Source organism: Candidatus Kuenenia stuttgartiensis (assembly GCF_900232105.1).
Lineage (GTDB): Bacteria > Planctomycetota > Brocadiia > Brocadiales > Brocadiaceae > Kuenenia > Kuenenia stuttgartiensis_A.
Genome location: NZ_LT934425.1, coordinates 4,278,090 through 4,301,418, shown reverse-complemented (window position 1 = coordinate 4,301,418; position 23,329 = coordinate 4,278,090). Strand labels below are relative to the sequence as shown.

The window sequence follows — 23,329 nt, the reverse complement described above, 5'->3', positions numbered from 1 at the left end:
ATGCTTAATCTTCTTTGGTTAATTCCGGCAATACCATTTTTAGGGTTTCTTCTGCTCGCAATATTCGGCGGAAGAATAAACAGATCTTCTGTTGCATGGATTGGTGTTGGCTCGGTTGCGCTGCCTGCGATTTTATCAATCCTAATTGGTATTAATTTTATTTCATCACCGCCTCCTAATAACCGTTTCGATCAAACCTTATGGATCTGGATGAGTACTTCCGGTTTTAATCCCGGTATTGCATTTCATCTTGATGGGCTATCGCTAATTTTTATCTTCGCTATTACATTTGTTGGGTTTCTTATTCATCTTTATTCCGCTGAGTTCATGAAAGATGATGAAGGCTATTCAAGATTTTTCGCGTATATGAACTTGTTTATTGGCTCGATGGTAACATTAGTGTTAGCGGATAATCTTCTGTTACTTTATCTCGGATGGGAAGGTGTTGGTCTCTGCAGTTATCTGCTTATCGGCTTCTGGTACAAAGAACCTGAAAATGTTTACGCTGCTAATAAAGCTTTTATTGTTACCCGCATCGGTGATACTGCAATGGCAATCGGGCTGTTTCTGCTCGTTAAACATTTTAATACTTTGAATATTCAAGACATTCTTCAATTAGCATCTGCTAATTGGACTGTCGGATCATCGCTTGCGGTGTTAATAGCATTTCTGCTCCTTGGCGGTGCTCTCGGTAAATCGGCTCAGCTTCCATTACAAACCTGGCTGCCCGATGCAATGGCGGGACCTTCGCCGGTATCCGCACTCATTCATGCCGCTACAATGGTGACTGCCGGTGTTTATTTGATAGCGCGAACTCACACACTTTTTGAATTAGCTCCTGTTGCTCAAAGCGCAGTTGCAATAATCGGGGCTTTAACTCTTTCCATTGCGGGATTCAGCGCATTAACTCAAACTGATATAAAAAGAGTCCTGGCTTATTCAACCATAAGTCAAATTGGATATATGTTTCTTGCTCTCGGTATAGGCGCCTGGGCTGCAGGGATTTTTCATTTTATGATTCATGCGTTTTTCAAATCTCTTCTATTCCTTGCTGCCGGTGTCGTCATCAATGCACTCCATCATGAGCATAACATGTTTAAAATGGGAGGATTGCGCAAGAAACTTCCGGTAACTTATTGGACATTCTTAATTGCATCCGCTTCCCTGGCAGCTTTACCATTAATTACAGCAGGTTTTTACAGTAAGGATGCAATCATCTGGTACACATGGTCAAGCGATAAGGGAAGTCCCTGGCTGTGGCTTATTGCTATAATCGGTGCATTTATTACTTCCATTTATACTTTCAGAATGGTATTCGTTACTTTCTTCGGCGAACAAAAAACTCATGTAAGCCATAAGCCGGGAAACAGAATAAAAATTACGTTGATCGTTTTAGCGGTACTTTCTATTTTAGGCGGATTTATTGAAATGCCGGAAACTTTGGGAGGGTTTGCACCTTTTTCTTCATTGTTAAAATCTGTACTTCCAGTGGTTACGCTTAAAATGGAAGGCGATGGAATGGAATTATTGTTCCAGATATTAACAGCCTTGTTAGCTATTGCCGGGGTTTTTCTTGCTTACCAATTTTATCTGAAAAACTCTAAAGCCACTGAACGTTTTAAGGAGACTGCCATCTCTCAATTTTTATTTAACGGCTGGGGATTTGATTGGCTGTACGATCGCATTTTCGTATCTCCCGCAATCTTCTTTGCAAGGATTGATAAAAATGATTTTATTGATAAAGTTTATTCTTTTATAGCATGGCTTAGCATAGTTTTGAATAAGATTCTTGTAGTATCTCAGAATGGTCAATTACGCAGGTATGCGATGGCAATCGTTATCGGTGCCGTGATAATTTTCACGATTGTGGTGGCAATATGATCTTAGCATGGCTAATAATTATTTTGATGATTGGCGGGCTGCTTGCCTGGCTTGTTGGCAAATGGAGTAGTTATGCCTGCAGATGGATTTCTCTTATTACGCTAATAATCGATTTTATAATTATTATATCTATATGGATTTCATACTCTGCCAATATTTCAATCTCACGTGCGCCTGTCTGGTTGATAGAATTAAATACGGAGTGGATTCCGCAGTTTGGGATTAATTTTCACTTAGCACTTGATGGTTTAAGCTTAATCCTTGTTGCACTTACTATTTTTCTCGGAATTATCTCAGTCATTACTTCATGGAAAGAAATTACAGAACGAATTGGTTTCTTTCACTTCAATATACTTTGGATTCTGGCTGGAATATCCGGAGTATTTCTTGCGCTGGACTTATTCTTATTTTATTTTTTCTGGGAAGTAATGCTAATCCCAATGTACTTCCTTATCGGAATATGGGGGCATGAAAATAGAATTTATGCTGCTTTTAAATTCTTTCTCTTTACGCAGGCAAGTGGTTTGTTGATGTTCCTTGCCATTCTTGTCCTTTATTTTATACATGGAAAAGCTACGGGCATTTATACTTTTGATTATATGCAATTGCTTGGAACGATCTTGAGCCCGACCGTCTCTTTCATTTTAATGTGTGGGTTCTTAATCGCATTTTTAGTTAAGCTCCCTGCCGTTCCGTTTCACGCATGGTTGCCTGATGCTCACACGGAGGCTCCGACAGCCGGAAGTGTTATACTTGCAGGTTTACTGTTAAAAACCGGTGCATACGGATTGTTAAGATTTGTTATTCCGTTATTCCCGTCATCTGCTGCTGCAATTTCTCCCTATGCAATGTTCTTCGGAGCTATCGGAATTTTATACGGGGCTAAACTTGCTTTTGCACAAACTGATTTTAAACGATTAGTGGCATACACAAGTGTAAGTCATATGGGGTTTATACTCATCGGTGCTTTTGCGTTTAATGTGCTCGCGTTTCAAGGTGTAGTTATGCAAATATTAGCACACGGAATCACCACCGGCGCATTATTCGTACTTGCCGGCACAATGCAGGAACGTTTACATATAAGAGATATAAACAAGATGGGAGGTCTTTGGCAGTTAGTTCCCAGGATGGCAGGCGTTGGTCTTTTGTTTTCATTAGCTTCACTTGGTTTACCGGGGCTGGGAAATTTTATAGCTGAGTTTTTAATTCTTGCCGGATCTTACCAGGCGAATGCTGGTTTGACAATCTTTGCTGCATTTGGACTGATCGCTTCAACAATATATGCTTTGAGAATTATGCAAAAAGTTTTTTATGGCAAGAGAGAAAAGGAATGGAAGATAAGTGATTTTGGTATTCGTGAAATGATTATGATGGGTGCAATGATTATTGTTATTGCATGGCTTGGCATTTATCCTCAGACTTTTTTAACTACTACTAAGTATTCGATAGAAAACATCATTCAGAATTTCAAATCTCAAACATCAAACACTGAAGTTTTAGATATGAATAAAAAGGATCAACTTCAAAATGGAAATGCTTATAACAAATCTATTATGAATAACCTGAATTCTGGATTATCGACTCATGCCAAAAATCGAATCTGCATAATGGAGACTAAACGTGACCCCGATTGAGTTTCAATCAATATTACCCTTAATTATAGTTGCAGCCGCACCTATAATAATAATGCTTGTTGCTTCAGTTAAGCGAAGCCATTTGTTTGTGAATATATTCAGCTTAGTCGCATTCGCATTAGCTTTAATTTCGGTAATTTTAGTTTCAAATTTGGCTCCGGTTACAATAGTACCACTATTTATTTTTGATAAATTTTCTTTTTTTTACATCGGACTTATCCTGTCGGCAAGTTTTCTTGTTACTCTTTTATCATTCGGTTACTTTGAACAATATGAAGGTGATAAGGAAGAATTTTATATTTTGCTTTTCATTGCTACATTGGGTTCCTCATTGCTTGTCGCAAGCATAGATTTTATTTCATTTTTTTTAGGATTGGAAATTTTAAGTGTTTCTCTTTATGTACTGATCTCATATTTCCGCACTAATGAAAATGGATTGGAAGGAGGCATAAAATATCTGGTGCTTGCTGCAACATCTGCAGCATTTTTGCTATTCGGAATGGCGCTTGTTTACAGCGGATTAGGAACAATGGCTTTCAATCAATTTACAAGTAGAATTTCTTCACCCGATACCAATTTGATATTAGCGGTCACCGGTTTTTCAATGATCATAATCGGCGTCGGTTTCAAATTGGCATTAGTACCATTTCATCTCTGGACGCCGGATGTTTACCAGGGTGCACCCGCACCTGTTACGGCATTTATTGCAACTGTTTCTAAGGGTGGTATGTTTGCATTGATGTTGCGTCTTTTCGTTGAGATAAACGTACATCAATATCCTTCTCTGATCTTAACATTCACAATAATAGCTGCTGCATCTATGTTGATAGGCAACCTTTTGGCAATCCGGCAAAATAATATAAAACGAATTTTGGCGTATTCATCTATCGCACATCTTGGTTACGTGCTTGTTGCGTTTTTAGCCACCGGAAGTTTAGGAATTCAGGCTGTTACATTTTATTTGGTTGCGTACTTTATTACTACCCTGGGTGCATTCGGAGTTGTTACGGTACTGTCTGTTAAAGATCATGAAGCAGAAGACATTAAGGAATATGAAGGATTGTTCTGGTCGCATCCTGTAATTGCTGCAGTTTTTACTGTGATGCTTTTTTCTTTAGCGGGAATTCCACTCACGATTGGTTTTATTAGTAAATATTATGTACTGGCGGCGGGAATTAATTCATCGCTCTGGTTTTTGGTGATCGTGCTTGTTGTCAGCAGTGCTGTAGGATTATACTATTACTTAAGAATAATTACCGCTATGTACAGACAAGTTGTTGAATCATATGATAAGTCTTTAAAGATAAAAATTTCTTTTCCATTGAGCGGCGGAATTGCATTAACAATTCTGACCGTATTGTTAATCTGGTACGGAATATTTCCTTCAGCATTGATTACCGCCATTCAGTCAATTATAAATATTAAATTAGGTTCAGGAATTTAACGTAACAAAATATCCACAAGGGTATTTTGTTGGATGAATAAATAGCATTACTTTGTTAAAAATTAAACGATCAATTTCTTTTTAAGTCGGTTGGATTTAATTTTAAAATAGTCATTGGCGAGTTTTTCGTTCTTTGATAAGGCGTTGGTAGAGGCAAATTCGAGTAAGGAGTGGCTGCCTGTTTGATTTCGTTGAAGATAGTAGGTTTCGTTTCAAGGATTTTCGTAAGACAAGCATTTTGTTTGATCAAATAGGTGAGAGTCCATGCAATAAGACAAAGACTTCGTTGTGAGTTCAGTTGATTTTTAACAAAGCAATGATCACATGAGCATTTATTTATGATTAAAATGCAGAATGTTTCAAAAATTTTTGGTCAAACCAGAGCGCTAAAATCCATTGATTTAACCATTCCGGCCTGCCTAACAACTGTATTGATTGGTCCAAGTGGCTGTGGAAAATCTACAATACTTCGGCTGATCATAGGCCTTTTACAAGCGGATAGCGGATCTATATATTTTGAGGAAACTAAAATTATTCCTGAGGTTGTGATTACCTTAAGAAGAAAGATGGGTTACGTTATCCAGGGGGGAGGCCTTTTTCCGCACCTTACTGCGTATGACAATATAGCATTGATGGCACGCTACATGGGATGGGATAATGAACGTATAAGAAAACGATTGAACGAACTAACCGAACTGACGCATTTTCCTTCTGACGGACTTCATCGTTTTCCAGTACAACTTTCCGGTGGCCAACAGCAACGGGTGAGCTTGATGCGCGCACTAATGTTGGACCCTGACGTACTTCTGTTAGATGAACCCCTTGGCGCCCTTGATCCGATGATACGGGCCGATCTGCAGGTTGATTTGAAAAGGATCTTCCAGGCACTTGGTAAAACAGTTGTTCTGGTAACTCATGATATAGCAGAAGCCGGATTTTTCGGCAATGTTATTACCTTACTACGGGATGGAAAAATTTTACAGAAAGGCACACTCGAAGATCTCGTACAATCACCGGCCGATTCATTTGTTACTTGCTTTATAAATGCTCAGCGAAGTCCTTTGGAAGTTATGAGAAAGGACTTCTAATGAAAACATACTTTTTTGTCATATACTTGTTTTTATGCAACGCTGTCTTTGCATATCTCTTTCCACTTACAGCATATAGTTCCACTCCTAAGATCAAAATTGGCTCAAAAAAGTTCACTGAATCTGTAATATTGGGAGAGATAGTGAATCATCTGTTAAAAAGTACCGGAGAACAGCCCATTTACCTGCGAGAACTGGGAGGCACACGTGTATTGTGGAATGCTTTATTAAAATGTGAAATTGATATTTACCCTGAATATACAGGTACGATTAGTGAAGAAATTCTGGCAGGTGAGGAAGTACGCAGTGAGGAGGAGATCCGGCAAGCCTTAATCAAACGTGGGATTAAGATGACAGATGCATTAGGTTTTAACAATACCTACGCTATCGGAATGAAGGAAGAAGTTGCAGAAAAATTAAAAATTCGAAAGATCTCAGACTTGCAACGCCACCCTGATTTGAAATTTGGTTTTGGAAATGAGTTCATGGACAGGGGCGACGGATGGCCAATCCTGCGCAGGCATTACAACCTACCTCAGCAAAATGTAAGAGGCTTGGATCATGATCTTGCCTACCGTGGCTTGGAAAAAGGCATTATTCAGGCGATTGATACCTATTCAACAGACGCCAAAATCCGGTATTATAATCTGCGTTTATTAGAGGACGACATGAATCATTTTCCCGCTTACAATGCCGTAATCCTGTATCGGTCTGATTTAGAAGAACGCGCTCCGCATGTTGTTACTGTTCTAAAAAAGATCGAAAATAAAATTTCTAGATTAGAAATGGTCAAAATGAATTTTCGTGCCAATATGGAAATGATACCGGAAAATCGGATAGCTGCAGACTTCTTATCGGAAAGTTTATCTCTGGAAACTGAATCTTATGAGGAAACTGCTATTAGCCGCCTATTACGCCTTACCACAGAACATCTTTATTTGGTCACAATTTCGTTATCAGCAGCCATTTTAACTTCAATACCACTGGGTATTGTCTCTGCGAAGCGAACAACATTGGGACAAATTATCCTTGCTATTGTTGGTGTTCTCCAGACCATTCCGTCACTGGCCCTTCTTGTCTTTATGATTCCGTTACTGGGTATTGGCGGACCTCCGGCCATTACGGCACTTTTTCTCTATAGTCTCCTGCCAATTGTACGGAATACATACACAGGTCTTCATGATATTCCTTCACATATTCGAGAATCTGCAGAGGCACTTGGGCTTCCACCGGGAGCGCGGCTTAGGTTGGTGGAATTGCCAATGGCGTCGCGATCTATTTTAGCAGGCATTAAGACGTCAGCTGTGATTAATGTGGGAACGGCAACATTAGGTGCACTTATAGGCGCCGGTGGTTATGGGCAATTAATTCTTACCGGTATTCGATTAGATAATATTTCACTCATCCTACAGGGGGCGGTACCGGCAGCCGTACTTGCTCTGATAGTACAAGGTGGTTTTGAGGCTTTGGAGAGATTTTTTGTGCCAAAAGGTCTGCGTTTGAAACCTACGGTTTGAGTTTTCATGGAGAGTAATTTTCTCCTGTAGGAGCTACATCACGCCTTTGACAAATATGAATATGGGGTCAGACCTTGATTAGTAATCCTTGTTAATCTTTCATTAATGTCATCATCTTTCGAAATAGTTGATTCCATAATAGTTACCCGTCGACTTATTGATGAATAACCAAGACCAAGCAAATCACCGACTTTCTGGTTATCATACCAACCAGGAGCGTTCCCGATTTTTTGTAAATTTTAGCAGCAATTTTTCATGACCATAAGCTAACTCATTACACATCCCCGGCCCTTCTTTTTAGATGGGAGATAAAAAGTGCTCTCCTGATAGAGGGAATTTAGGGATGTGTTTTAATACAAAAAAACTCCTTACTCAATAAAACCAGAAATCCTTGATTTTATTGGATCTTTTCAAAAAACCAGAATGTTACAAGAATTTTGAATGCTCTATGCTCTCTTCATGAATTTATACATATTCAAGTAAAATATCCGCCAACAGCTTTCTTTTTTACAAAAAATCGGGAAGGCACCCTACTAAAAGGTACTGCCAACCTGTACTTCATAAAAGATAGATTAATAAATCACGATTTAGTTTATTTGAATCACTTATCCTAAAGGAGTATAAAAAAACGTCTGTATCGCATTTTAAAATCTTTGCAGCTTTCTTTAGAATGTTTTCAGGATCGGTATCTCTTGATACTTGCCGTTTTTGAGGAATTTCAACATCAGGATTCTCTGACAAATATTTGGACTTTATACGGTCAGCAAACTTCTGAGAACCCAAAATAAGGCCGTGACGAAAATCTTCTCATGTAGCAAATGATAAGGATTATCCATAAGAACATAGGCGTAAACCTCAACCTCAAACCTGTCCGACATATTTCCTAAAGTTTTCAGAAATAAAACACGATCATCATTGTCCCGCAAAATATCTCTTCTCTCATTGGCGCACGATAAGAGGTGATAATAAGCTCCTTTAATGCTATACGCCATTGTCTTGTCATCAAAGACAAGGCAACATAAACTGTCTTTTATTGTTAAGTGTTTAATAACTAATCAAGGTTTGACTCCCGCCGCCTTATTCTCTTATTTCTCTTTCCTTTGATGTTCAGTAGGGTCGATAAAATAAAAAAACTTGCAATTTTCTTTGTTTTTGCTAAGCTGACTGCCTGATAGAAAAAAGCAATTTCCTATCATCTCATCTCAACCATCCATCTGGCTTGGGAAATGAATCATGGACCGCTCTCTGTAGTATATGGCGCCCCTTTAAGACTGCGTGTAGAAAATCAGTTAGGTTATAAAACGGTAAAATGGATTGAATGAATTGAATTTGAGGAAAAACATGAAACGGTTGGCAAAGGCTATGGAGGCAAAAATGAAGATGACGAATACTTTGATTTATTGGCAAATAGTCAAACAATTAAGATATGTAGAAAATGGAACACTCATTTAAAATAGGCGACCATGTAAAATGGAATTCTGAAGCCGGATATGTATCAGGCAAGATTATAAAAATACATACCACCGATTTTGATTACAAGGGCTACACACATCACGCCTCCAAAGAAGACCCCCAATATGCCATCCAAAGCGATAAGACTGACCATATTGCAGTGCATAAAGGAAAAGCACTTACGAAATTGAGTAAATCCTAAATTCCGCAAACGATTTTCGTAGTATGAAAATCGGTATTTTCCAATACCAAAATTGGCAAAAAACATATAACAAACCTCTGTTTTTTAGCAATTGTGGTAGCTGAGTTGTGCTACTTTAAACAAAAAGACATAAAGATTAGCCCGAATCATTCATCCGGAAGCTATAAAATCAGAATGTGGCGATACTGTCCCTATCTGCGGTATCCTTACAGCTCTTAGAAAATCAAAAAAACGAAAAACAAGATTTATTTTCTATGGAAACACTACTTCCAGCGACATGCGTTCCCACTTTTTCCATTCTTCATTATGCAGAAATTTCTCCGGCAATTTTAATGTCAATTGCCTGCTTCTCTCCACCAATTTTCCTGCCATAATGACTAACCACAACCGCATCGTCTTTACTTCCAAAATCAAATATCCTGCCTGCACTGACTCAAGGTATTCAAGCAATTCACCGGCAAAAAAACTACTGTCTCCGCGAAATACCTCCCTTACTCCCTTCTTCATGTATGCCATACATTTATTTACCCATAAAATTTAATACCGGTAAAAGCCTTGCATTTACTGTTAATCCTTTCCCATTCATCTCTGTGGTGATTTTAGGTTGTATTTTGTTGTCGGCTTTTGTTATATTCCACATCGAAATGGCTAATCTCCTTTCTTCTGTATTTTGTTATCAATATACCGCTGAATACTTCGAAAATTCTACCATTTCAATCCTATTCCTGCAACAAGGCTTTGCCTTGTTTGCTGGATTTAGGTAAATACATATTCATGGAAATAGAAAATAATGAATCTACAGACTTAAGACCAGAAGGAACACGAAAAATGGGTACTCCATTGGTAAATGTAAATATTCCTGAATTTATAAAGCAATTAAAAGCAGAGGTTAAATGGCAAACCAGCGACTAGTGGATACCACTAATAATTATTTGGAGTGTATGGCGACATATTATAAAAAAGGCGACATTAAAATATAATGCCCGGTATTGGGAAATGATATTCCCCCTAGCGTGAGTTTATCACAAAATAAGGCATGAAGCAACGTAACATAAATACAGTCAATGCGTTAAGCACAACATCAATTGTATACACTGAGTCCTTGAAGTTTCAGCCGATGTTTGTGGAAATCCATAATGCCTAACGCATTCATCAACAGAGATTCCTTGTCGGACATTTCTTCCAATTTGTAGGTAGCCTTAACTCTCCCTCTGGCCTTTGTTTCTTCAAGCATAGCAGAAAGCCTTATATTATTAAGGGTGTCTAACAGGGTATCTAACGTTCCACTAAATTGTGCGTGCGCTTTTGCCTGATACCACACAATCGCCGCCATTAGGTATCCGAGGACGCAAATAAAAAAATGCACCCTGATTTTCTGATCCGTCCAGTGAAATTGCGGTTTTAAAGCAAGGTGATAGGGGTTCTTGAGATTTCTAAAGGCATGTTCAATTTTTGATTGCCCATAGTAGGCTTTTATAATGTCCGCGGTATCCCAATCGTGATGGTCTGTCATAAGAATCCTGAACCCCAGTTCCCCTTCTATTTCTTCGAGCTTTTTCTGGTCGATTGAAAAATTCAATTGAAACTTGCCTTCAGATACCTCTTTTAACGACCAATCGATAACATCCTTCGCAAATTGACATTTCACTACACTTCTTATCGTATCCTCCAGACCCTCTTTGTCCCGCATCTTTCCCTTTGGATTACACAGATGCTGCTGTAAGAGCTTTAACTGATGTTCTGCCTTTTCCAGAGACTGAGACATTCCCCTTAATTGCCCAACCTTTAATTTCTCGGAAATAAATACGACAACGGTTCTTTCCTGCCCCCAAATAACCCGTTTGTCATGGTACACCTGTATCTTACTGCCGTCAACGTCATATTCCCTGAAATTACACATGGCATCCCCTACCAACTGCTTGTGATGATACGGTGTAAGCGCTCCAACGTAATGCAATGCCAATCTCTCTACAATAGCCATATTGTCCATGGAATTGTTTCCACGATCAAAAACAATAGTGTGCTTTTTGCTGTCGAAACCTAATCCGGTCATCCTGTCTTTTATCGTCTCAAGAACCGCGCTGAACACCTTTGCATCCGCCATGTTCCCCTGATAGGTATGGTGAAACAACGGTATCATGTCGTTACGTGTAACGACCATCGCCAACCCGACCTGCCTGAGATCGTATCGCTTTTGTTTGTTTTTCCCCCGCCGGGCAATAGTGCATCGCAGATTAGTTGTGTCGATATACGTGAAAAAATTGGTTGTATCAAAAAACAGTGTGTCGCTTTGAAGGTTGTATGTTTTAAATGTCTTTTCAATTAATTCGCGCTCGATTTCTGCAATGGATTCTTCAGGAAGTGCATCCATCAAATCCCAGAAATGCTGACTGTCTATTTTACTCAAGCTGTGTCTGAGTAAGTATTCGGCAGTAGTCGTCTTTGCCCAATCCCACCATCCTCTTTTGCTGGTAGGCACACACACTCTCCCCACGGCACCCAACAAGAGGGTACTTCCGGCGGTCAGATTATTTCGAACAGGTTTTTTAGCACAATACTGCCGTGGCGACTTTATATATTTATTAATCACGGAAGGGACGTCCAGGGCATTGGCCACACTTAGCAATGCGGCTACCGCGCCATGTGAATAAGATTTGAGCCGTAATTTTTCGGTAAGACCTTGCAGTTGTTTTAATAAATCGTCTGCCTTGCCAAGATAGGCCAGGACGATGGGCCTGGGCTTGCCGTTAACGCGCCGCGATTCGACAATATACCAATATTTATAACCTCTGGAGTTTTTAGATTGAATGGTAGCCATGGCTATTAGTTGTTAGTGTATACGTAATAGATTAATACTCCGTGTATAATAGTATATACAGGCATATAATGCAATATAAATATAGTATTATTCAGTGTATACATAATTTTTTAGACAAAAAAAGTCGCAACCCGATACAAATCATTGGATTGCAACTTGATGTCTTTGTCTTACACCTTATTTCGTGATAAACTCACGCTAGGCAGGTAACTGCTTGTACAGTAAAATTGTCACAAGCCATCAGATTACCTTTCTGATAAGGATTTCACCTGAATTTGTAATTTTTGCTACAGTGCATGGGCAATAGTATTTATAGATTTGATTTATTCTATTGTTTTTGATGCAATAATAAAAAGGAAGCTTTAAAAAAATAATAATATGAATGCTATTAGTTGTTTATTTTTAGATATCGGAGGTGTATTGCTCTCAAACGGATGGGATTACAAATTCAGGCAGCGGGCTGCTGAACATTTTCACCTGGATGCGAATGAAATGGAAAACCGCCACGGCCTCCTGTTTGTAACGTATGAAGAAGGAAGGATAACGTTCAACGAATATCTTGATCGGATGGTATTCTATCAAAAAAGGGATTTTACCCCCGACCAGTTCAAAGACTTCATATTCTCCTTATCCACGCCTGATTTGGAAATGATTGCCTTTATTAAAAAAATAAAATTGCAATATGGACTAAAAGTAATTGCGGTTAGCAACGAAGCAAGAGAAATAAACGCCTACAGGATAAACAAATTTAAATTGAATGAAATATTTGATTTTTTTGTGTCCTCCTGCTATGTTCATCGAAGAAAGCCCGATGCAGCTATTTTTCGCCTGGCAATTGATGGCGCCCAGGCGCCCTTAGATGAACTCGTGTACATTGATAACACGCAAATGTTTGTAAATATGGCGAAGGGCATGGGTATCACCAGCATTCACCATACAGATTATCTATCAACAGCGAAAGCACTAGCAGATTTGGGGTTGTCTGTCAAAGAGAAAAGTATCGAATTTCAACCACAAAATTTAAAAGAAGAAACTTCAAGTCCTGTAAGAAAAATGATGCGTATAGGTGTTGCGTCTGATCATGGGGGATTTGATTTGAAAGTAAAACTGGTTGCGTTACTCAAAACTGCCGGCTACGAAGTAAAAGACTTTGGCGCTTATCAACTCAATACCGACGATGATTATCCTGATTTTGTTATTCCGATGTCGGAGGCAGTGGCTAATGGGGAAATCTCACGAGGTGTAGCCATTTGTGGGAGCGGTGTTGGGGCTTGTATTGCGGCTAATAAAATTGCCGGCGTTCGTTCAGCTTTGATCACCGATTCATTCTCTGCCCGCCAAGGGGTTGAGGACGACAATATGAATATAATGTGTTTAGGTGGTCGGATCACAGGGTCTGCGTTAGCCGGGGAATTGGTGCAGATATTTATCAATGCCAGGTTTAAGAATGAAGAACGATTCCTGCGACGCCTTAACAAAGTTTCCGTACTGGAAAGGAATAAAGATTAAAAACCAGAAATGGCTAAACAAATGTTAAAAGATATTATTGAATAGAGGCGAAGTTATCATGAACAGATAGCTACAACGACGGGTTTACATGAAAGTATCGGTGGCGTTTTTTATTTAAATGACGAAACGAAATCCATTCAACGAAAATCTTTATAATGCGTTTAAATTATCAACTTAAAACTTAAACAATTGAACAACATGAACCCTAAAACAGGAACACTTGAACAGCAGGGTATCAATACGGTTCGGATACTCGCTGCAGATGCCGTACAAAAAGCAAATTCAGGTCATCCCGGAACACCCATGGGGCTTGCATCCGTTGGCCATGTTCTGTGGGCGCAAATCATGAACTATAATCCCCAGAATCCAGCATGGGCAAACAGAGACCGCTTTATTTTATCCTGCGGCCATGCCTGCATGTTGCAGTATAGTTTTTTGTACTTAACGGGTTATCCCATCACGCTCGACGATATCAAAAAATTCCGGCAATTACACAGTAAAACAGCGGGGCATCCTGAATACGGATTGTTACCCGGTATTGAAGTAACGACCGGCCCGCTAGGGCAGGGATTTGCCAACGGCGTAGGGTTTGCCATTGCACAAAGATATATGGCAGCCCGCTACAATAAACCTGGTTTTGATATTTTTAATTATAAGGTTTATGCTATTTGCAGCGATGGCGATATTATGGAAGGTATTAGTTCTGAAGCTGCTTCTATAGCCGGACATCTTCAGTTAGGCAACATGATTTATTTGTACGACGATAACCATATAACTATTGAAGGCAATACCGATCTTGCATTTGATGAAGACGTGGCAAAACGCTTTGAAGCGTATGGCTGGCATGTTCAGGAGCTTCCGGATGGTAATGATTTAGGTGCTTTATCAACAGCAATAAAAAATGCGCAAAAGGAAACAGACCGTCCTTCACTGATAAAGGTGCGCACACACATTGGTTATGGCAGCCCCAACAAACAAGATACGGCCGCTGCACATGGCTCTGCCTTAGGCGAAGCAGAAGTGAAGCTCGTGAAGGAGAATTTTGGCTTTGACCCTGATAAACATTTTGTTGTGCCCGACGATGTATTAAATTATTATCGTGAAGCAGGTAAGAAAGGAATAGATAAAGAAAAGAACTGGAACGATCTTTATAAAAGGTACAAAGAAAAATATATCGAACTATCCAATGAATATGAGTTGTTGAGCAGCGGTAAATTACCGGAAGGATGGGAAGAGAGGGTGCCTGTTTTTAAAACTGAAGAAGAAATGGCGACACGCAAAGCCTCTGGCAAAGTGTTAAATGCAATAGCCGATTATTTGCCGAATTTAATAGGCGGCTCGGCGGACCTTGCTCCTTCTACCGACACCAACCTGGAGAAATACAAATCATTTTTAGCGACAAATTATGATGGTCGCAATTTTCACTTTGGCATCAGGGAACACGCCATGGGCGCTATCTTAAATGGATTAGTGCTTAGTAAATACCTCATTCCTTACGGGGCTACATTCCTGGTATTCTCCGATTACATGCGGCCACCCATCCGGCTGGCAGCGATTATGAAAATACGGCCCATATATGTTTTTACACACGACAGCATAGCGTTAGGAGAAGATGGCACCACCCACCAGCCCGTAGAACAACTCATCGGTTTGCGATCAGTTCCCAACCTAACAGTAATTCGCCCGGCAGACGCCAATGAAACCGTGCAAGCCTGGCGGATAGCAATTGAACATTCCGGTGGACCAGTTGCATTAATTTTAACTCGCCAGAAAATTCCGGTAATCGACCAGGAAAAATATACAAAGGCGATTGAATTGGAAAAGGGGGCTTACATTCTTTCGGAATCAAAAACACAGCCCGACATTATTTTAATTGGTACGGGTTCGGAAGTGCAGTTGCTGCTGGCAGCTCAGCAAAGATTAAAAGAAGAAAACATCGCCGCACGTGTGGTAAGCATGCCATCGTGGGAACTATTCGAAAAACAGGATAAAACTTATAAAGAAAAGATATTTCCCGCCTCATTGCGGAAACGACTGGCAGTAGAAGCCGGATCACCTTTGGGCTGGCTTAAATATGTAACTGACCAGGGCGACATCATCGGCATCGACAGATTTGGAGAATCTGCTCCTGGTGAAGAGGTGATGAAAGAATATGGCTTTACTGTGGAAAATGTAGTAAAAAGAGCGAAAGCTTTGATTGAATAATAACCTAAAAAACACTTTAAAAGATTGTTAACTTAAAACATATAAACCATGAAAAAAGCAAACATCGGAATTACCGATACAAACAGACAAGCAATTGCCGACCAGTTATCAAAAATACTGGCCGATGAATTCGTACTTTATTCCAATTTTCATGCAGTGCATGTGTATCTGGAGAAGCTCTACAATCAGCAACAGGAAATTGTAGATACCATAGCCGAAAGGATACGTGCCATTGGGCATTACGTACCCGCACAACTCAGTAAATATCTCGAACTCACCCATCTTTCTGGAAAAGCTATCGACAAGAACGACAGCAGAAGCCTTTTTGCAGAATTATTGGAAGACCACGAAAGCATCATCATTTTTTTAAGAGAAAATATAAATCCAATTGCAGATAAGCTAAAGGCAGAAGGCATCAGCGATTACATTACCGGCTTGATGGAATACCATTTAAAAACAGCCTGGATGCTCCGACCTCATTTAAGTTAGTGACGGATCGACCATGTATCTCCAGCTTCCCATAGTTGGGACAAGCATTCTCCGCCGGTTGGCGGAAGAAGAGAGCCCAGCCGCACCAGCCACACCAATAGCAGGTGCGCTGGCATTCTCTCCGTCGGCAGACGGTGGAGTTAGAGGCGGCCTCAGAAAGTGGCCATTAAAAACCAGAGCTTGTGTAAAGCAGCTAAATAGTTACTAAACAAGGATATTATCAAAGATGAAAACACTAATCGAATTATTGCAATACGGCCAGAGCTATTGGCTTGATAATTTAACGCGGGAGAAAATCACTTCCGGCGAATTGAAAAAAAGAGTAGATGATCAGGGGCTGAGGGGAGTAACCTCAAACCCAAGCATTTTCAACAAGTCGATTACAAGCGGTTCAGATTATGACGATCAGATTGCCAAATTGGTAAAAGAAGGCAAAGCCCCGGCGCAAATTTATGACGAACTTACCATAAAAGATGTTCAGGATGCCTGTGACATCCTGTTTCCGGTGTATGAAAAATCAGATGGCACCGATGGTTTTGTAAGCCTTGAAGTACCGCCTTATCTGGCACGTGATACGGAAGGCACCATAAAAGAATCCCGCAGATTGTATAATGCAGTTGGTAAGAAAAACTGCCTTATCAAAATCCCGGGAACAAAGGAAGGCGTTCCGGCTATCGAGCAGATGCTTTACGAAGGTGTCAACATCAACATAACACTTCTTTTTTCTATTGAAAGCTATGTTGAAGTTGCAAAAGCGTACATCAATGCCATTACACGAAGAGTTGCAGAAGGCAAGCCGATAGATCATATTATTTCCGTAGCAAGTGTTTTTATCAGCAGAATTGATGTACTCACCGACCAACTGCTCGGCCAGTACATTATCAAAAACGAAGAAAATAAAAACCCCAACCGAACCCATCCTTTATCGGGCAAGGCAGGAATTGCCACAGCACGATTATGCTATCAGCGGTTTAAAGAAATATTCAGCGGTGAGAACTGGAAAAAACTGGAAGAAAAAGGCGCTCATGTACAGCGGCCATTGTGGGCAAGCACCAGCAACAAAGACCCGCTCTACAATGATCTTCGCTACGTTGACCCGCTGATTGGTGAAAACACAATAAATACTTTGCCCGATAAAACGATTGAAACTTTTGCCAAACATGGAATCCTAAAAAAAGATGCCATTGAGGATGACCTCGATCAAGCCAGGGCTTTGTTTGGTGAACTAAAAAAGCTGGGTATTGATATCTCGTTTGTAACACAACAATTAGAAGACGAAGGCATCCAGAAATTTACGGAGGCTTATAATAAATTGATTAGCAACCTGGCAGATAAAAGATTGAAAATGCTTGGAGGCAAAACATCTTGATCAACCAAATGCTGAGGAAGGCAAAAAAATACAAGTCAATTGCTTGAAATTATGAAAGAGACAAAATTCGACTACGGAATGATTGGTCTCGGTACCATGGGGTGCAATCTGGTTTATAACATGAGCGATAATGGATACACCGTTATTGGTTTTGATAAGAATCGTTCCCAGGTGGAAACGCTCAAGAAAGAAGCTGGCACTGAAAAGATATCTGCCACATCAGACTTGAATGAATTTCTAAATACGCTAAAGACCCCTAAAGTAATCATAATGCTTGTGCCTGCCGGAAAAATTGTGGATGACGTTATTAGTGAATTAAAACCTTTTTTGTCAAAAAATGATTTACTGATGGACTTCGGTAATTCTCACTTTACGGATACCAACAGAAGGAGTGAGCAATTGGAAGAATCAGCCATTCATTTTATGGGTGTTGGCATTTCAGGAGGAGAACTGGGTGCCCGCCACGGGCCAAGCATTATGCCGGGCGGACCTAAGAAAGTATATGAGCGTGTGGCTGAGATGCTGAAAGCTGTTTCTGCCAAAGCGAATAATGAGCCTTGCGTAACATGGTTGGGGCCTGGCTCCGCAGGACACTATGTAAAAATGGTACACAACGGCATTGAATATGGGCTGATGCAACTCATTGCCGAAGCTTATCACCTGTTGAAGGAATGTGCGGCTATGAGCAATGATGAGCTACACACTGTTTTTTCAAAATGGAATGAGGGGGAATTGCAGTCTTATCTTATAGAAATTACCGCAGATATTTTTATGCAAAAAGATGAGCTTACCGACAGCCGGATTATTGACAGAATCCTCGACAGTGCGAAACAAAAAGGCACAGGCGCCTGGACTTCTGAAGATGCCATGAATTTACAGGTACCTATTCCGGTGATTGATATTGCCGTTTCCATGCGGGATTTGTCAGCTTATAAAAATGAACGAGAAGTTGCACATCAAAACATGGGAGGTTCTGAAGTGAAATTCACCGGAGATAAAAATGATCTGGTGAAATGGGTGGAGCAGGCGCTCTATTTTTCAATCATCACGGTTTATGTACAGGGAATGGCGCTGTTACAGGTAGCATCCAAAAAATATAAATACGATTTGAAATTAGAAGATATTGCTGCCATCTGGAGGGGTGGTTGTATCATCCGTGCGGCATTATTGGAAGACATCCGTTCTGCGTTTTCAAAACAGCCGGATCTTTCTAATCTTATACTGAGCGTTGCATTTTCAAAAAAATTAATGCAATCGCAAGAAGGTATTCGGAAAGTTATTCAGACAGGCGTCGGGTTCGGGATCCCGGTTCCTGCAATGATGGGGGCTTTGGCCTATTTCGACAGCTACAGGAGTGGGTGGCTTCCCGCAAATTTAATACAGGCGCAGCGCGATGATTTTGGCGCTCATACTTACGAGCGAAACGACAGAGAAGGAATTTTTCATACGCATTGGAACCAAAAGAAATAACATGGAAACCGAAACAAAAATAGGTCACACAATTATTATAATACTTGGTGCTACAGGAGATTTAACCTGGCGTAAACTGATTCCCGCCATTTACAACCTCTGGTTAGACGGCTGGATTCCTGGAGAATTCGCGGTAATTGGGGTAAGTCGTCGTAAATACACCGACCCCGAATTTGGAAAACATTTGCATGAAGGCGTAGATAAATTTTCACGACAGGGAAAAGCAAAAAAAGATCACTGGGATGTTTTTACTAAATATCTGACCTACCTGCAAGGAGAGTTTGATGCTACATCTACCTATGCTGCCATCGGCAAACAGATAAAAGCTCTTGAAAAAAAGTGGAATGCCACAGCCAACAGTGTCTTTTATCTTGCTGTTCCGCCAAATCAATTCGAAGGAATTTCTATGAAAATAGGATCGTCGGAGCTTGCAGAAAATAAGGAGAAAAGCCGCATTGTCATAGAAAAGCCTTTCGGGCACAACCTGGAAAGTGCTATCAACCTTAATACCTTGTTGCATACCCATTTTGATGAATCACAGATTTATCGTATTGATCACTACCTGGGTAAAGAAACCGTACAAAATATTTTGGCATTCCGTTTTGCCAATGCATTATTTGAGCCGATCTGGAATCGGAATTATATAGATCACATACAGATAACTGTGTCAGAAGAATTGGGCGTCGAACACCGCGGGAATTATTATGAGACTGCAGGTGCACTTCGCGATATGATTCAAAATCACCTGCTCCAGCTGATGTGCCTTATTGCCATGGAAGCACCCATTTCTTTTGATGCCAACGAGATCCGTAATAAAAAAGTAGATGTACTGAACGCAGTGAGAAAAATGAAACCGGAAGAAGTACATAAAAATGCAATAAGAGGTCAATACGGTAGTGGATGGGTAAAAGGCAAAAAGGTTAAGAGTTATCGGCAGGAGCCTGATGTTTCCCCATCATCCAATGTAGAAACTTTTGCGGCAGTGAAACTTTATGTCGATAACTGGCGCTGGCAAGGAGTGCCTTTTTATGTTCGTACCGGGAAACGGTTGAATGAAACGATTTCCGTGATCACTATTCAATTTAAACCGGTACCACATCATTCCTTCCCGGTTGAAGCTATTGAAAATTGGCAATCCAACAAACTTATCCTTAATATCCAGCCTCATATGGGAATACAGTTAAGCTTTCAGGCAAAACAACCCGGACTTAAAATGCTTCTTAACCCTGTTCACATGTTGTTTAATTACCACGACACCTACACGGGCGGAACACCAGAAGCCTATGAAACATTGCTAATTGATGTCTTCCGGGGAGATGCAACACTTTTTATGCGTGCAGACCAGGTAGAAGCGGCATGGACAATACTAATGCCAGTGTTAGATGCATGGAAAGCAAACACTTCTCCTAATTTCCCAACCTATGATGCCGGGTCACACGGGCCACAGGATGCAGACGCATTGATAGCGGTAGACGGCCACAATTGGATCACAATACCTTTTGAAAAAAATGAAATTGCATCAACAAAATAATATAAGCGTTTTTCAGACTTCAGCGGCATTGGCACAGGCAGCCGCTGATTTAATGATTAAAATTTCGAAACAGGCCATCGAAAGTCGTGGAAAGTTTGTTTTGTCCTTATCGGGAGGCACTACCCCCTGAATGTCTGTATTCTCTTTTAGCAAAACCACCTTACCGGGATCAAATCCTCTGGAACAAAACCTTTGTTTTTTGGGGTGATGAGCGTTTTGTACCCTTTAATAATAAACTAAACAATGTCAATATGGCAAAAGCTTTATTGCTGGAGCACATTATATCCCATCAATAAATATTAACCCAATTCCTGTTGATTTAGAGCCGGACGAGGCTGCAAAAAAATATGAAGACGTCATTACAAAGGAAAAGAGACTCCTCGCTTTGATCTCATTTTTCTTGGCCTTGGCGAAAATGGCCATACGGCGTCATTGTTTCCCGGAAGTGATGTTGTTTTTGAAAACACACGGCTGGTAAGCGAGGTGTATGTAGCGGAACAACGGATGTATCGCATTACTATAACGCCACCTTTAATTAATAAAGCACATATAATTGATAAAGCACATAATATTGTTTTTCTTGTAAAAGGAATACCGCTATGACTACACTCCGGACAACGCTCGCCGAGATGGTGAACCGGACGGTTGAGCGCCTCTCCGGAGAAAAGAAGATATTCAGGGATACGCTGATAGGGAATATCAGGGAGTTTATTGATAACTTCGGTACGATGAATATCAACGACGATGCCGCGCTTGCCGCGGCGGTAGAGAAATGCAACAGGGCATTGAACGGCGTCTCTGTGGAAGCCATACGCAGCGACGATCAGTTCCGGCACAGCATAGCAAATAGTATGAAGACGGTGCAGGGGCAACTGGCGGGTATGATGATAGGTGCGCCGATAAGGAGATTAAGGAAGGTGGGGTCGTCCATAATTGATAATTACAGAAACAAAAAAATGACACCGGCGTTTAGCGAATGTCCTTTTTTTTAGCTATTACCAATTAACAATTTCGTTTGTTAATAAAGCAATTAGTTTTGGGGTAGTAAAGGAAGGAGAGGCATTAGTAGTAGACATAAAGCCGAGGGTAAATGCCAAGCCTGAATGTTTAGTGTGCGGGAAGAGAGTACCTGGGTATGATACACAGCCGTCCCGGTTATACGAGTATCCGTCAATATGGGGGGTTTCGAGTATTTTTCCGATATTCTCATCCCGACGCACTACCTGTCCTGTTGACGGCATCCATGTAGAACTAGTATAGCGTTTCGGTAAAACATCGACATATTGTTTTCCATTATGAACAAAGACTGAACAGTCTTAAATCTTGTATTTACAAGGGATTGAATTTTAGATGCCCTCATAGTAATGATGCTATTTTATTTGTATATTTTAATGAAACGTCATACTAGTTCCCTGGTCAGAGGGTAAGGATCAGATGACCACCACCTATAAGGTATTCCTGTCCCGATGGGCGAAACGCCTGAGCTGAAAAGAGACAGCCGAGATATTCAAGTCCAGTTGGGACAGCGTATATCGAGCCGTGCAGTTTGTGGTTGCCTACGGCCTCTTGCCAGCAGGGACTTGGAGAATGTAACAGAAATAGAAATTGACGAGATACAAGTCTGGAGTGGTCGCAAGTATTTAACCCTTGTATATCAGCTTGATTCATATGCCAAAAGGCTTTTATGGAGTGGTCATGAGCGGAAGGCCAAGACCCTGCTGAAATTTCTCAATGAGTTGGGTAAAGAACGCTGTCTGAGAATCAAATTAGTTTGCAGCGACATGTGGGCGCCGTACCTGAAGATGATAGCGAAGAAAGCACCCCAGGCGCTTAATATTCTTGACTGTTTTCACATCATGAAGAAATTCAACGATGCCATAGACCAGATACGGAAGGAAGAGGTCAAAAAGCTCAAGGAGGAAGGCGCTGATAATGTTCTGGAAAAGAGCTGTTGGTTACTGTTGAAAAGTCCCGAGAACTTGACGGAAAAGCAAACGGTACGGTTGAGCCGGATAGTTAAGATCAACCTGAGTTCCGTAAAGTCATATTTAATGCGTGAAGATTTTCAGCGTTTTTGGGAGTATAAGTATCTGGTATGTGCAGATAACCCAACTTAGACAGGCAGAAATAGTATCTCTTTTAATATCAATGCAATACGACTTTAGCCCTTTATTTTTCGGCAATACATCTTTGAGTTTTCATGTTTTATATCTCAAAGATTCAATATTTTGTGTTAAATTACTGTATAGTTTTTGTATAGTTCCCAAGAAATAACAAGGGATAACACCGTTTAGGATGTTATCCCTTTTCGTTTTCCCCACTGTAGTCAAAACGTAGTCAAAACGTAGTCAACTCCATCGGAATGGACAGGAATCTACAGGAATCAACAGGAAATTAATTTGCGATGCAACTTGTTTTGTGGTAAATTATTACAGTCATAAAAGACACACTTTTAGTCACTTATAAAAAATGGCAAAAAACTCAAAAATATCATTCATATCGCGGGCTTTTTATACACACAAAGGCGTATCAGGAAGCTTATGTTTACTTGCTATAATGCCTTGAGGGCGCTAAGCCTGCATAGCCAGAACAAAACAAGCACGAGATAAAAAATCTTACGAAGCACGAAGCACGGAACAAATTCCAAAATACAAAATCCCAATGAAAACCACCCGGGTTTTGAACATTAATACTTTCGCTCCCAAGCTGGATCTTGTGAA

At 40.4% G+C, this 23,329-nt stretch carries 18 protein-coding genes and 3 pseudogenes; 18 read left to right on the top strand and 3 right to left on the bottom strand.

Annotated features, from left to right (window positions below):
- The 5 genes from nuoL to KSMBR1_RS19970 all read left to right on the top strand — a co-directional run bounded on the left by nuoL (position 1) and on the right by KSMBR1_RS19970 (position 7,564).
- On the top strand, positions 1–1,881 hold the full coding sequence (gene nuoL / locus KSMBR1_RS19990; RefSeq protein ID WP_099326845.1) for an NADH-quinone oxidoreductase subunit L: 1,881 nt from the start codon (positions 1–3) through the stop codon (positions 1,879–1,881).
- Positions 1,878–3,515, top strand: coding sequence for an NADH-quinone oxidoreductase subunit M (gene nuoM / locus KSMBR1_RS19985; protein WP_099326844.1), 1,638 nt, complete (start codon positions 1,878–1,880; stop codon positions 3,513–3,515). Before nuoL ends, nuoM begins: the two co-directional genes overlap by 4 nt.
- Complete coding sequence (locus tag KSMBR1_RS19980) at positions 3,502–4,959, top strand: NADH-quinone oxidoreductase subunit N (protein WP_099326843.1); 1,458 nt, start codon at positions 3,502–3,504, stop codon at positions 4,957–4,959. Before nuoM ends, KSMBR1_RS19980 begins: the two co-directional genes overlap by 14 nt.
- 338 nt (positions 4,960–5,297) lie before the next feature.
- Complete coding sequence (locus KSMBR1_RS19975) at positions 5,298–6,047, top strand: ATP-binding cassette domain-containing protein (protein WP_099326842.1); 750 nt, start codon at positions 5,298–5,300, stop codon at positions 6,045–6,047.
- Positions 6,047–7,564, top strand: coding sequence for an ABC transporter permease/substrate-binding protein (locus tag KSMBR1_RS19970; RefSeq protein ID WP_099326841.1), 1,518 nt, complete (start codon positions 6,047–6,049; stop codon positions 7,562–7,564). The genes KSMBR1_RS19975 and KSMBR1_RS19970 overlap by 1 nt, the downstream gene beginning before the upstream one ends.
- Before the next feature lie 752 nt (positions 7,565–8,316).
- Here KSMBR1_RS19970 and KSMBR1_RS23835 read toward each other — a convergent pair.
- Positions 8,317–8,556 (bottom strand): transposase, encoded by a 240-nt coding sequence (locus KSMBR1_RS23835; protein ID WP_099326840.1) that lies wholly within the window; start codon positions 8,554–8,556, stop codon positions 8,317–8,319.
- A 192-nt stretch (positions 8,557–8,748) separates the two neighbouring features.
- Between KSMBR1_RS23835 and KSMBR1_RS23830 the strand changes: the two genes are divergently transcribed.
- Together KSMBR1_RS23830 and KSMBR1_RS19955 are read left to right on the top strand one after the other, a co-directional pair.
- Positions 8,749–8,886, top strand: a complete 138-nt coding sequence (locus KSMBR1_RS23830; protein WP_420886575.1) for a molybdopterin-dependent oxidoreductase — start codon at positions 8,749–8,751, stop codon at positions 8,884–8,886.
- A gap of 113 nt (positions 8,887–8,999) precedes the next feature.
- Positions 9,000–9,218: a hypervirulence associated TUDOR domain-containing protein gene (locus KSMBR1_RS19955; protein WP_099326839.1), complete on the top strand. Its 219-nt coding sequence runs from the start codon at positions 9,000–9,002 to the stop codon at positions 9,216–9,218.
- Positions 9,219–9,470: 252 nt separating this feature from the next.
- Here KSMBR1_RS19955 and KSMBR1_RS23900 read toward each other — a convergent pair.
- Positions 9,471–9,626, bottom strand: a pseudogene (locus KSMBR1_RS23900) (IS1380-like element ISCku8 family transposase); the annotation flags it as partial.
- A 366-nt stretch (positions 9,627–9,992) separates the two neighbouring features.
- On the opposite strand from KSMBR1_RS23900, the gene KSMBR1_RS21390 reads away from it, so the two are divergent.
- Complete coding sequence (locus tag KSMBR1_RS21390; RefSeq protein WP_157820768.1) at positions 9,993–10,130, top strand: hypothetical protein; 138 nt, start codon at positions 9,993–9,995, stop codon at positions 10,128–10,130.
- 169 nt (positions 10,131–10,299) lie between these two features.
- Here KSMBR1_RS21390 and KSMBR1_RS19945 read toward each other — a convergent pair whose 3' ends face one another.
- Positions 10,300–12,036, bottom strand: coding sequence for an IS1634 family transposase (locus KSMBR1_RS19945; protein WP_099323573.1), 1,737 nt, complete (start codon positions 12,034–12,036; stop codon positions 10,300–10,302).
- 378 nt (positions 12,037–12,414) lie between these two features.
- Here KSMBR1_RS19945 and KSMBR1_RS22210 point away from each other — a divergent pair, with 378 nt between their 5' ends.
- The 10 genes and pseudogenes from KSMBR1_RS22210 to KSMBR1_RS19885 form a co-directional block, all read left to right on the top strand.
- Positions 12,415–13,545: an RpiB/LacA/LacB family sugar-phosphate isomerase gene (locus KSMBR1_RS22210; RefSeq protein WP_197705281.1), complete on the top strand. Its 1,131-nt coding sequence runs from the start codon at positions 12,415–12,417 to the stop codon at positions 13,543–13,545.
- A 198-nt stretch (positions 13,546–13,743) separates the two neighbouring features.
- Entirely contained in the window at positions 13,744–15,750 is a 2,007-nt protein-coding gene (gene tkt / locus KSMBR1_RS19930; RefSeq protein WP_099326838.1) for a transketolase, read from the top strand.
- Positions 15,751–15,798: 48 nt separating this feature from the next.
- The gene (locus KSMBR1_RS19925; protein ID WP_099326837.1) at positions 15,799–16,239 is read left to right on the top strand and encodes a Dps family protein; all 441 of its coding nucleotides are present in this window, start codon (positions 15,799–15,801) and stop codon (positions 16,237–16,239) included.
- Between the two features lie 226 nt (positions 16,240–16,465).
- Complete coding sequence (gene tal, locus KSMBR1_RS19915) at positions 16,466–17,608, top strand: transaldolase (RefSeq protein ID WP_099326835.1); 1,143 nt, start codon at positions 16,466–16,468, stop codon at positions 17,606–17,608.
- A 51-nt stretch (positions 17,609–17,659) separates the two neighbouring features.
- Positions 17,660–19,078, top strand: a complete 1,419-nt coding sequence (gene gndA, locus KSMBR1_RS19910) for an NADP-dependent phosphogluconate dehydrogenase (RefSeq protein WP_099326834.1) — start codon at positions 17,660–17,662, stop codon at positions 19,076–19,078.
- 1 nt (position 19,079) lies between these two features.
- The gene (zwf, locus tag KSMBR1_RS19905; RefSeq protein ID WP_099326833.1) at positions 19,080–20,609 is read left to right on the top strand and encodes a glucose-6-phosphate dehydrogenase; all 1,530 of its coding nucleotides are present in this window, start codon (positions 19,080–19,082) and stop codon (positions 20,607–20,609) included.
- Positions 20,610–20,695: 86 nt separating this feature from the next.
- Positions 20,696–20,905 (top strand): 6-phosphogluconolactonase, encoded by a 210-nt coding sequence (locus tag KSMBR1_RS23825; protein ID WP_099326832.1) that lies wholly within the window; start codon positions 20,696–20,698, stop codon positions 20,903–20,905.
- Positions 20,906–20,987: 82 nt separating this feature from the next.
- Positions 20,988–21,212, top strand: a pseudogene (locus tag KSMBR1_RS22805) (6-phosphogluconolactonase); the annotation flags it as partial.
- The gene (locus KSMBR1_RS19890) at positions 21,209–21,601 is read left to right on the top strand and encodes a hypothetical protein (protein ID WP_099326830.1); all 393 of its coding nucleotides are present in this window, start codon (positions 21,209–21,211) and stop codon (positions 21,599–21,601) included. The pseudogene KSMBR1_RS22805 and the gene KSMBR1_RS19890, both read left to right, overlap by 4 nt.
- Before the next feature lie 415 nt (positions 21,602–22,016).
- Positions 22,017–22,696: pseudogene (locus tag KSMBR1_RS19885) on the top strand (ISL3 family transposase); the annotation flags it as partial.
- Between the last annotated feature and the right edge of the window lie 633 nt (positions 22,697–23,329).

What these genes read in the sequence shown, in the direction of transcription:
- nuoL (WP_099326845.1), top strand. Translation starts at nt 1, where the DNA reads ATGCTTAATCTTCTTTGGTTAATTCCGGCAATACCATTTTTAGGGTTT.
- tal (WP_099326835.1), top strand. Translation starts at nt 16,466, where the DNA reads ATGAAAACACTAATCGAATTATTGCAATACGGCCAGAGCTATTGGCTT.
- KSMBR1_RS19890 (WP_099326830.1), top strand. Translation starts at nt 21,209, where the DNA reads ATGACTACACTCCGGACAACGCTCGCCGAGATGGTGAACCGGACGGTT.
- tkt (WP_099326838.1), top strand. Translation starts at nt 13,744, where the DNA reads ATGAACCCTAAAACAGGAACACTTGAACAGCAGGGTATCAATACGGTT.
- gndA (WP_099326834.1), top strand. Translation starts at nt 17,660, where the DNA reads ATGAAAGAGACAAAATTCGACTACGGAATGATTGGTCTCGGTACCATG.
- KSMBR1_RS19975 (WP_099326842.1), top strand. Translation starts at nt 5,298, where the DNA reads ATGATTAAAATGCAGAATGTTTCAAAAATTTTTGGTCAAACCAGAGCG.
- KSMBR1_RS19925 (WP_099326837.1), top strand. Translation starts at nt 15,799, where the DNA reads ATGAAAAAAGCAAACATCGGAATTACCGATACAAACAGACAAGCAATT.
- zwf (WP_099326833.1), top strand. Translation starts at nt 19,080, where the DNA reads ATGGAAACCGAAACAAAAATAGGTCACACAATTATTATAATACTTGGT.
- KSMBR1_RS22210 (WP_197705281.1), top strand. Translation starts at nt 12,415, where the DNA reads ATGAATGCTATTAGTTGTTTATTTTTAGATATCGGAGGTGTATTGCTC.
- KSMBR1_RS19945 (WP_099323573.1), bottom strand. Translation starts at nt 12,036, where the DNA reads ATGGCTACCATTCAATCTAAAAACTCCAGAGGTTATAAATATTGGTAT.
- KSMBR1_RS23835 (WP_099326840.1), bottom strand. Translation starts at nt 8,556, where the DNA reads ATGGCGTATAGCATTAAAGGAGCTTATTATCACCTCTTATCGTGCGCC.
- KSMBR1_RS19955 (WP_099326839.1), top strand. Translation starts at nt 9,000, where the DNA reads ATGGAACACTCATTTAAAATAGGCGACCATGTAAAATGGAATTCTGAA.
- KSMBR1_RS19970 (WP_099326841.1), top strand. Translation starts at nt 6,047, where the DNA reads ATGAAAACATACTTTTTTGTCATATACTTGTTTTTATGCAACGCTGTC.
- KSMBR1_RS21390 (WP_157820768.1), top strand. Translation starts at nt 9,993, where the DNA reads ATGGAAATAGAAAATAATGAATCTACAGACTTAAGACCAGAAGGAACA.
- nuoM (WP_099326844.1), top strand. Translation starts at nt 1,878, where the DNA reads ATGATCTTAGCATGGCTAATAATTATTTTGATGATTGGCGGGCTGCTT.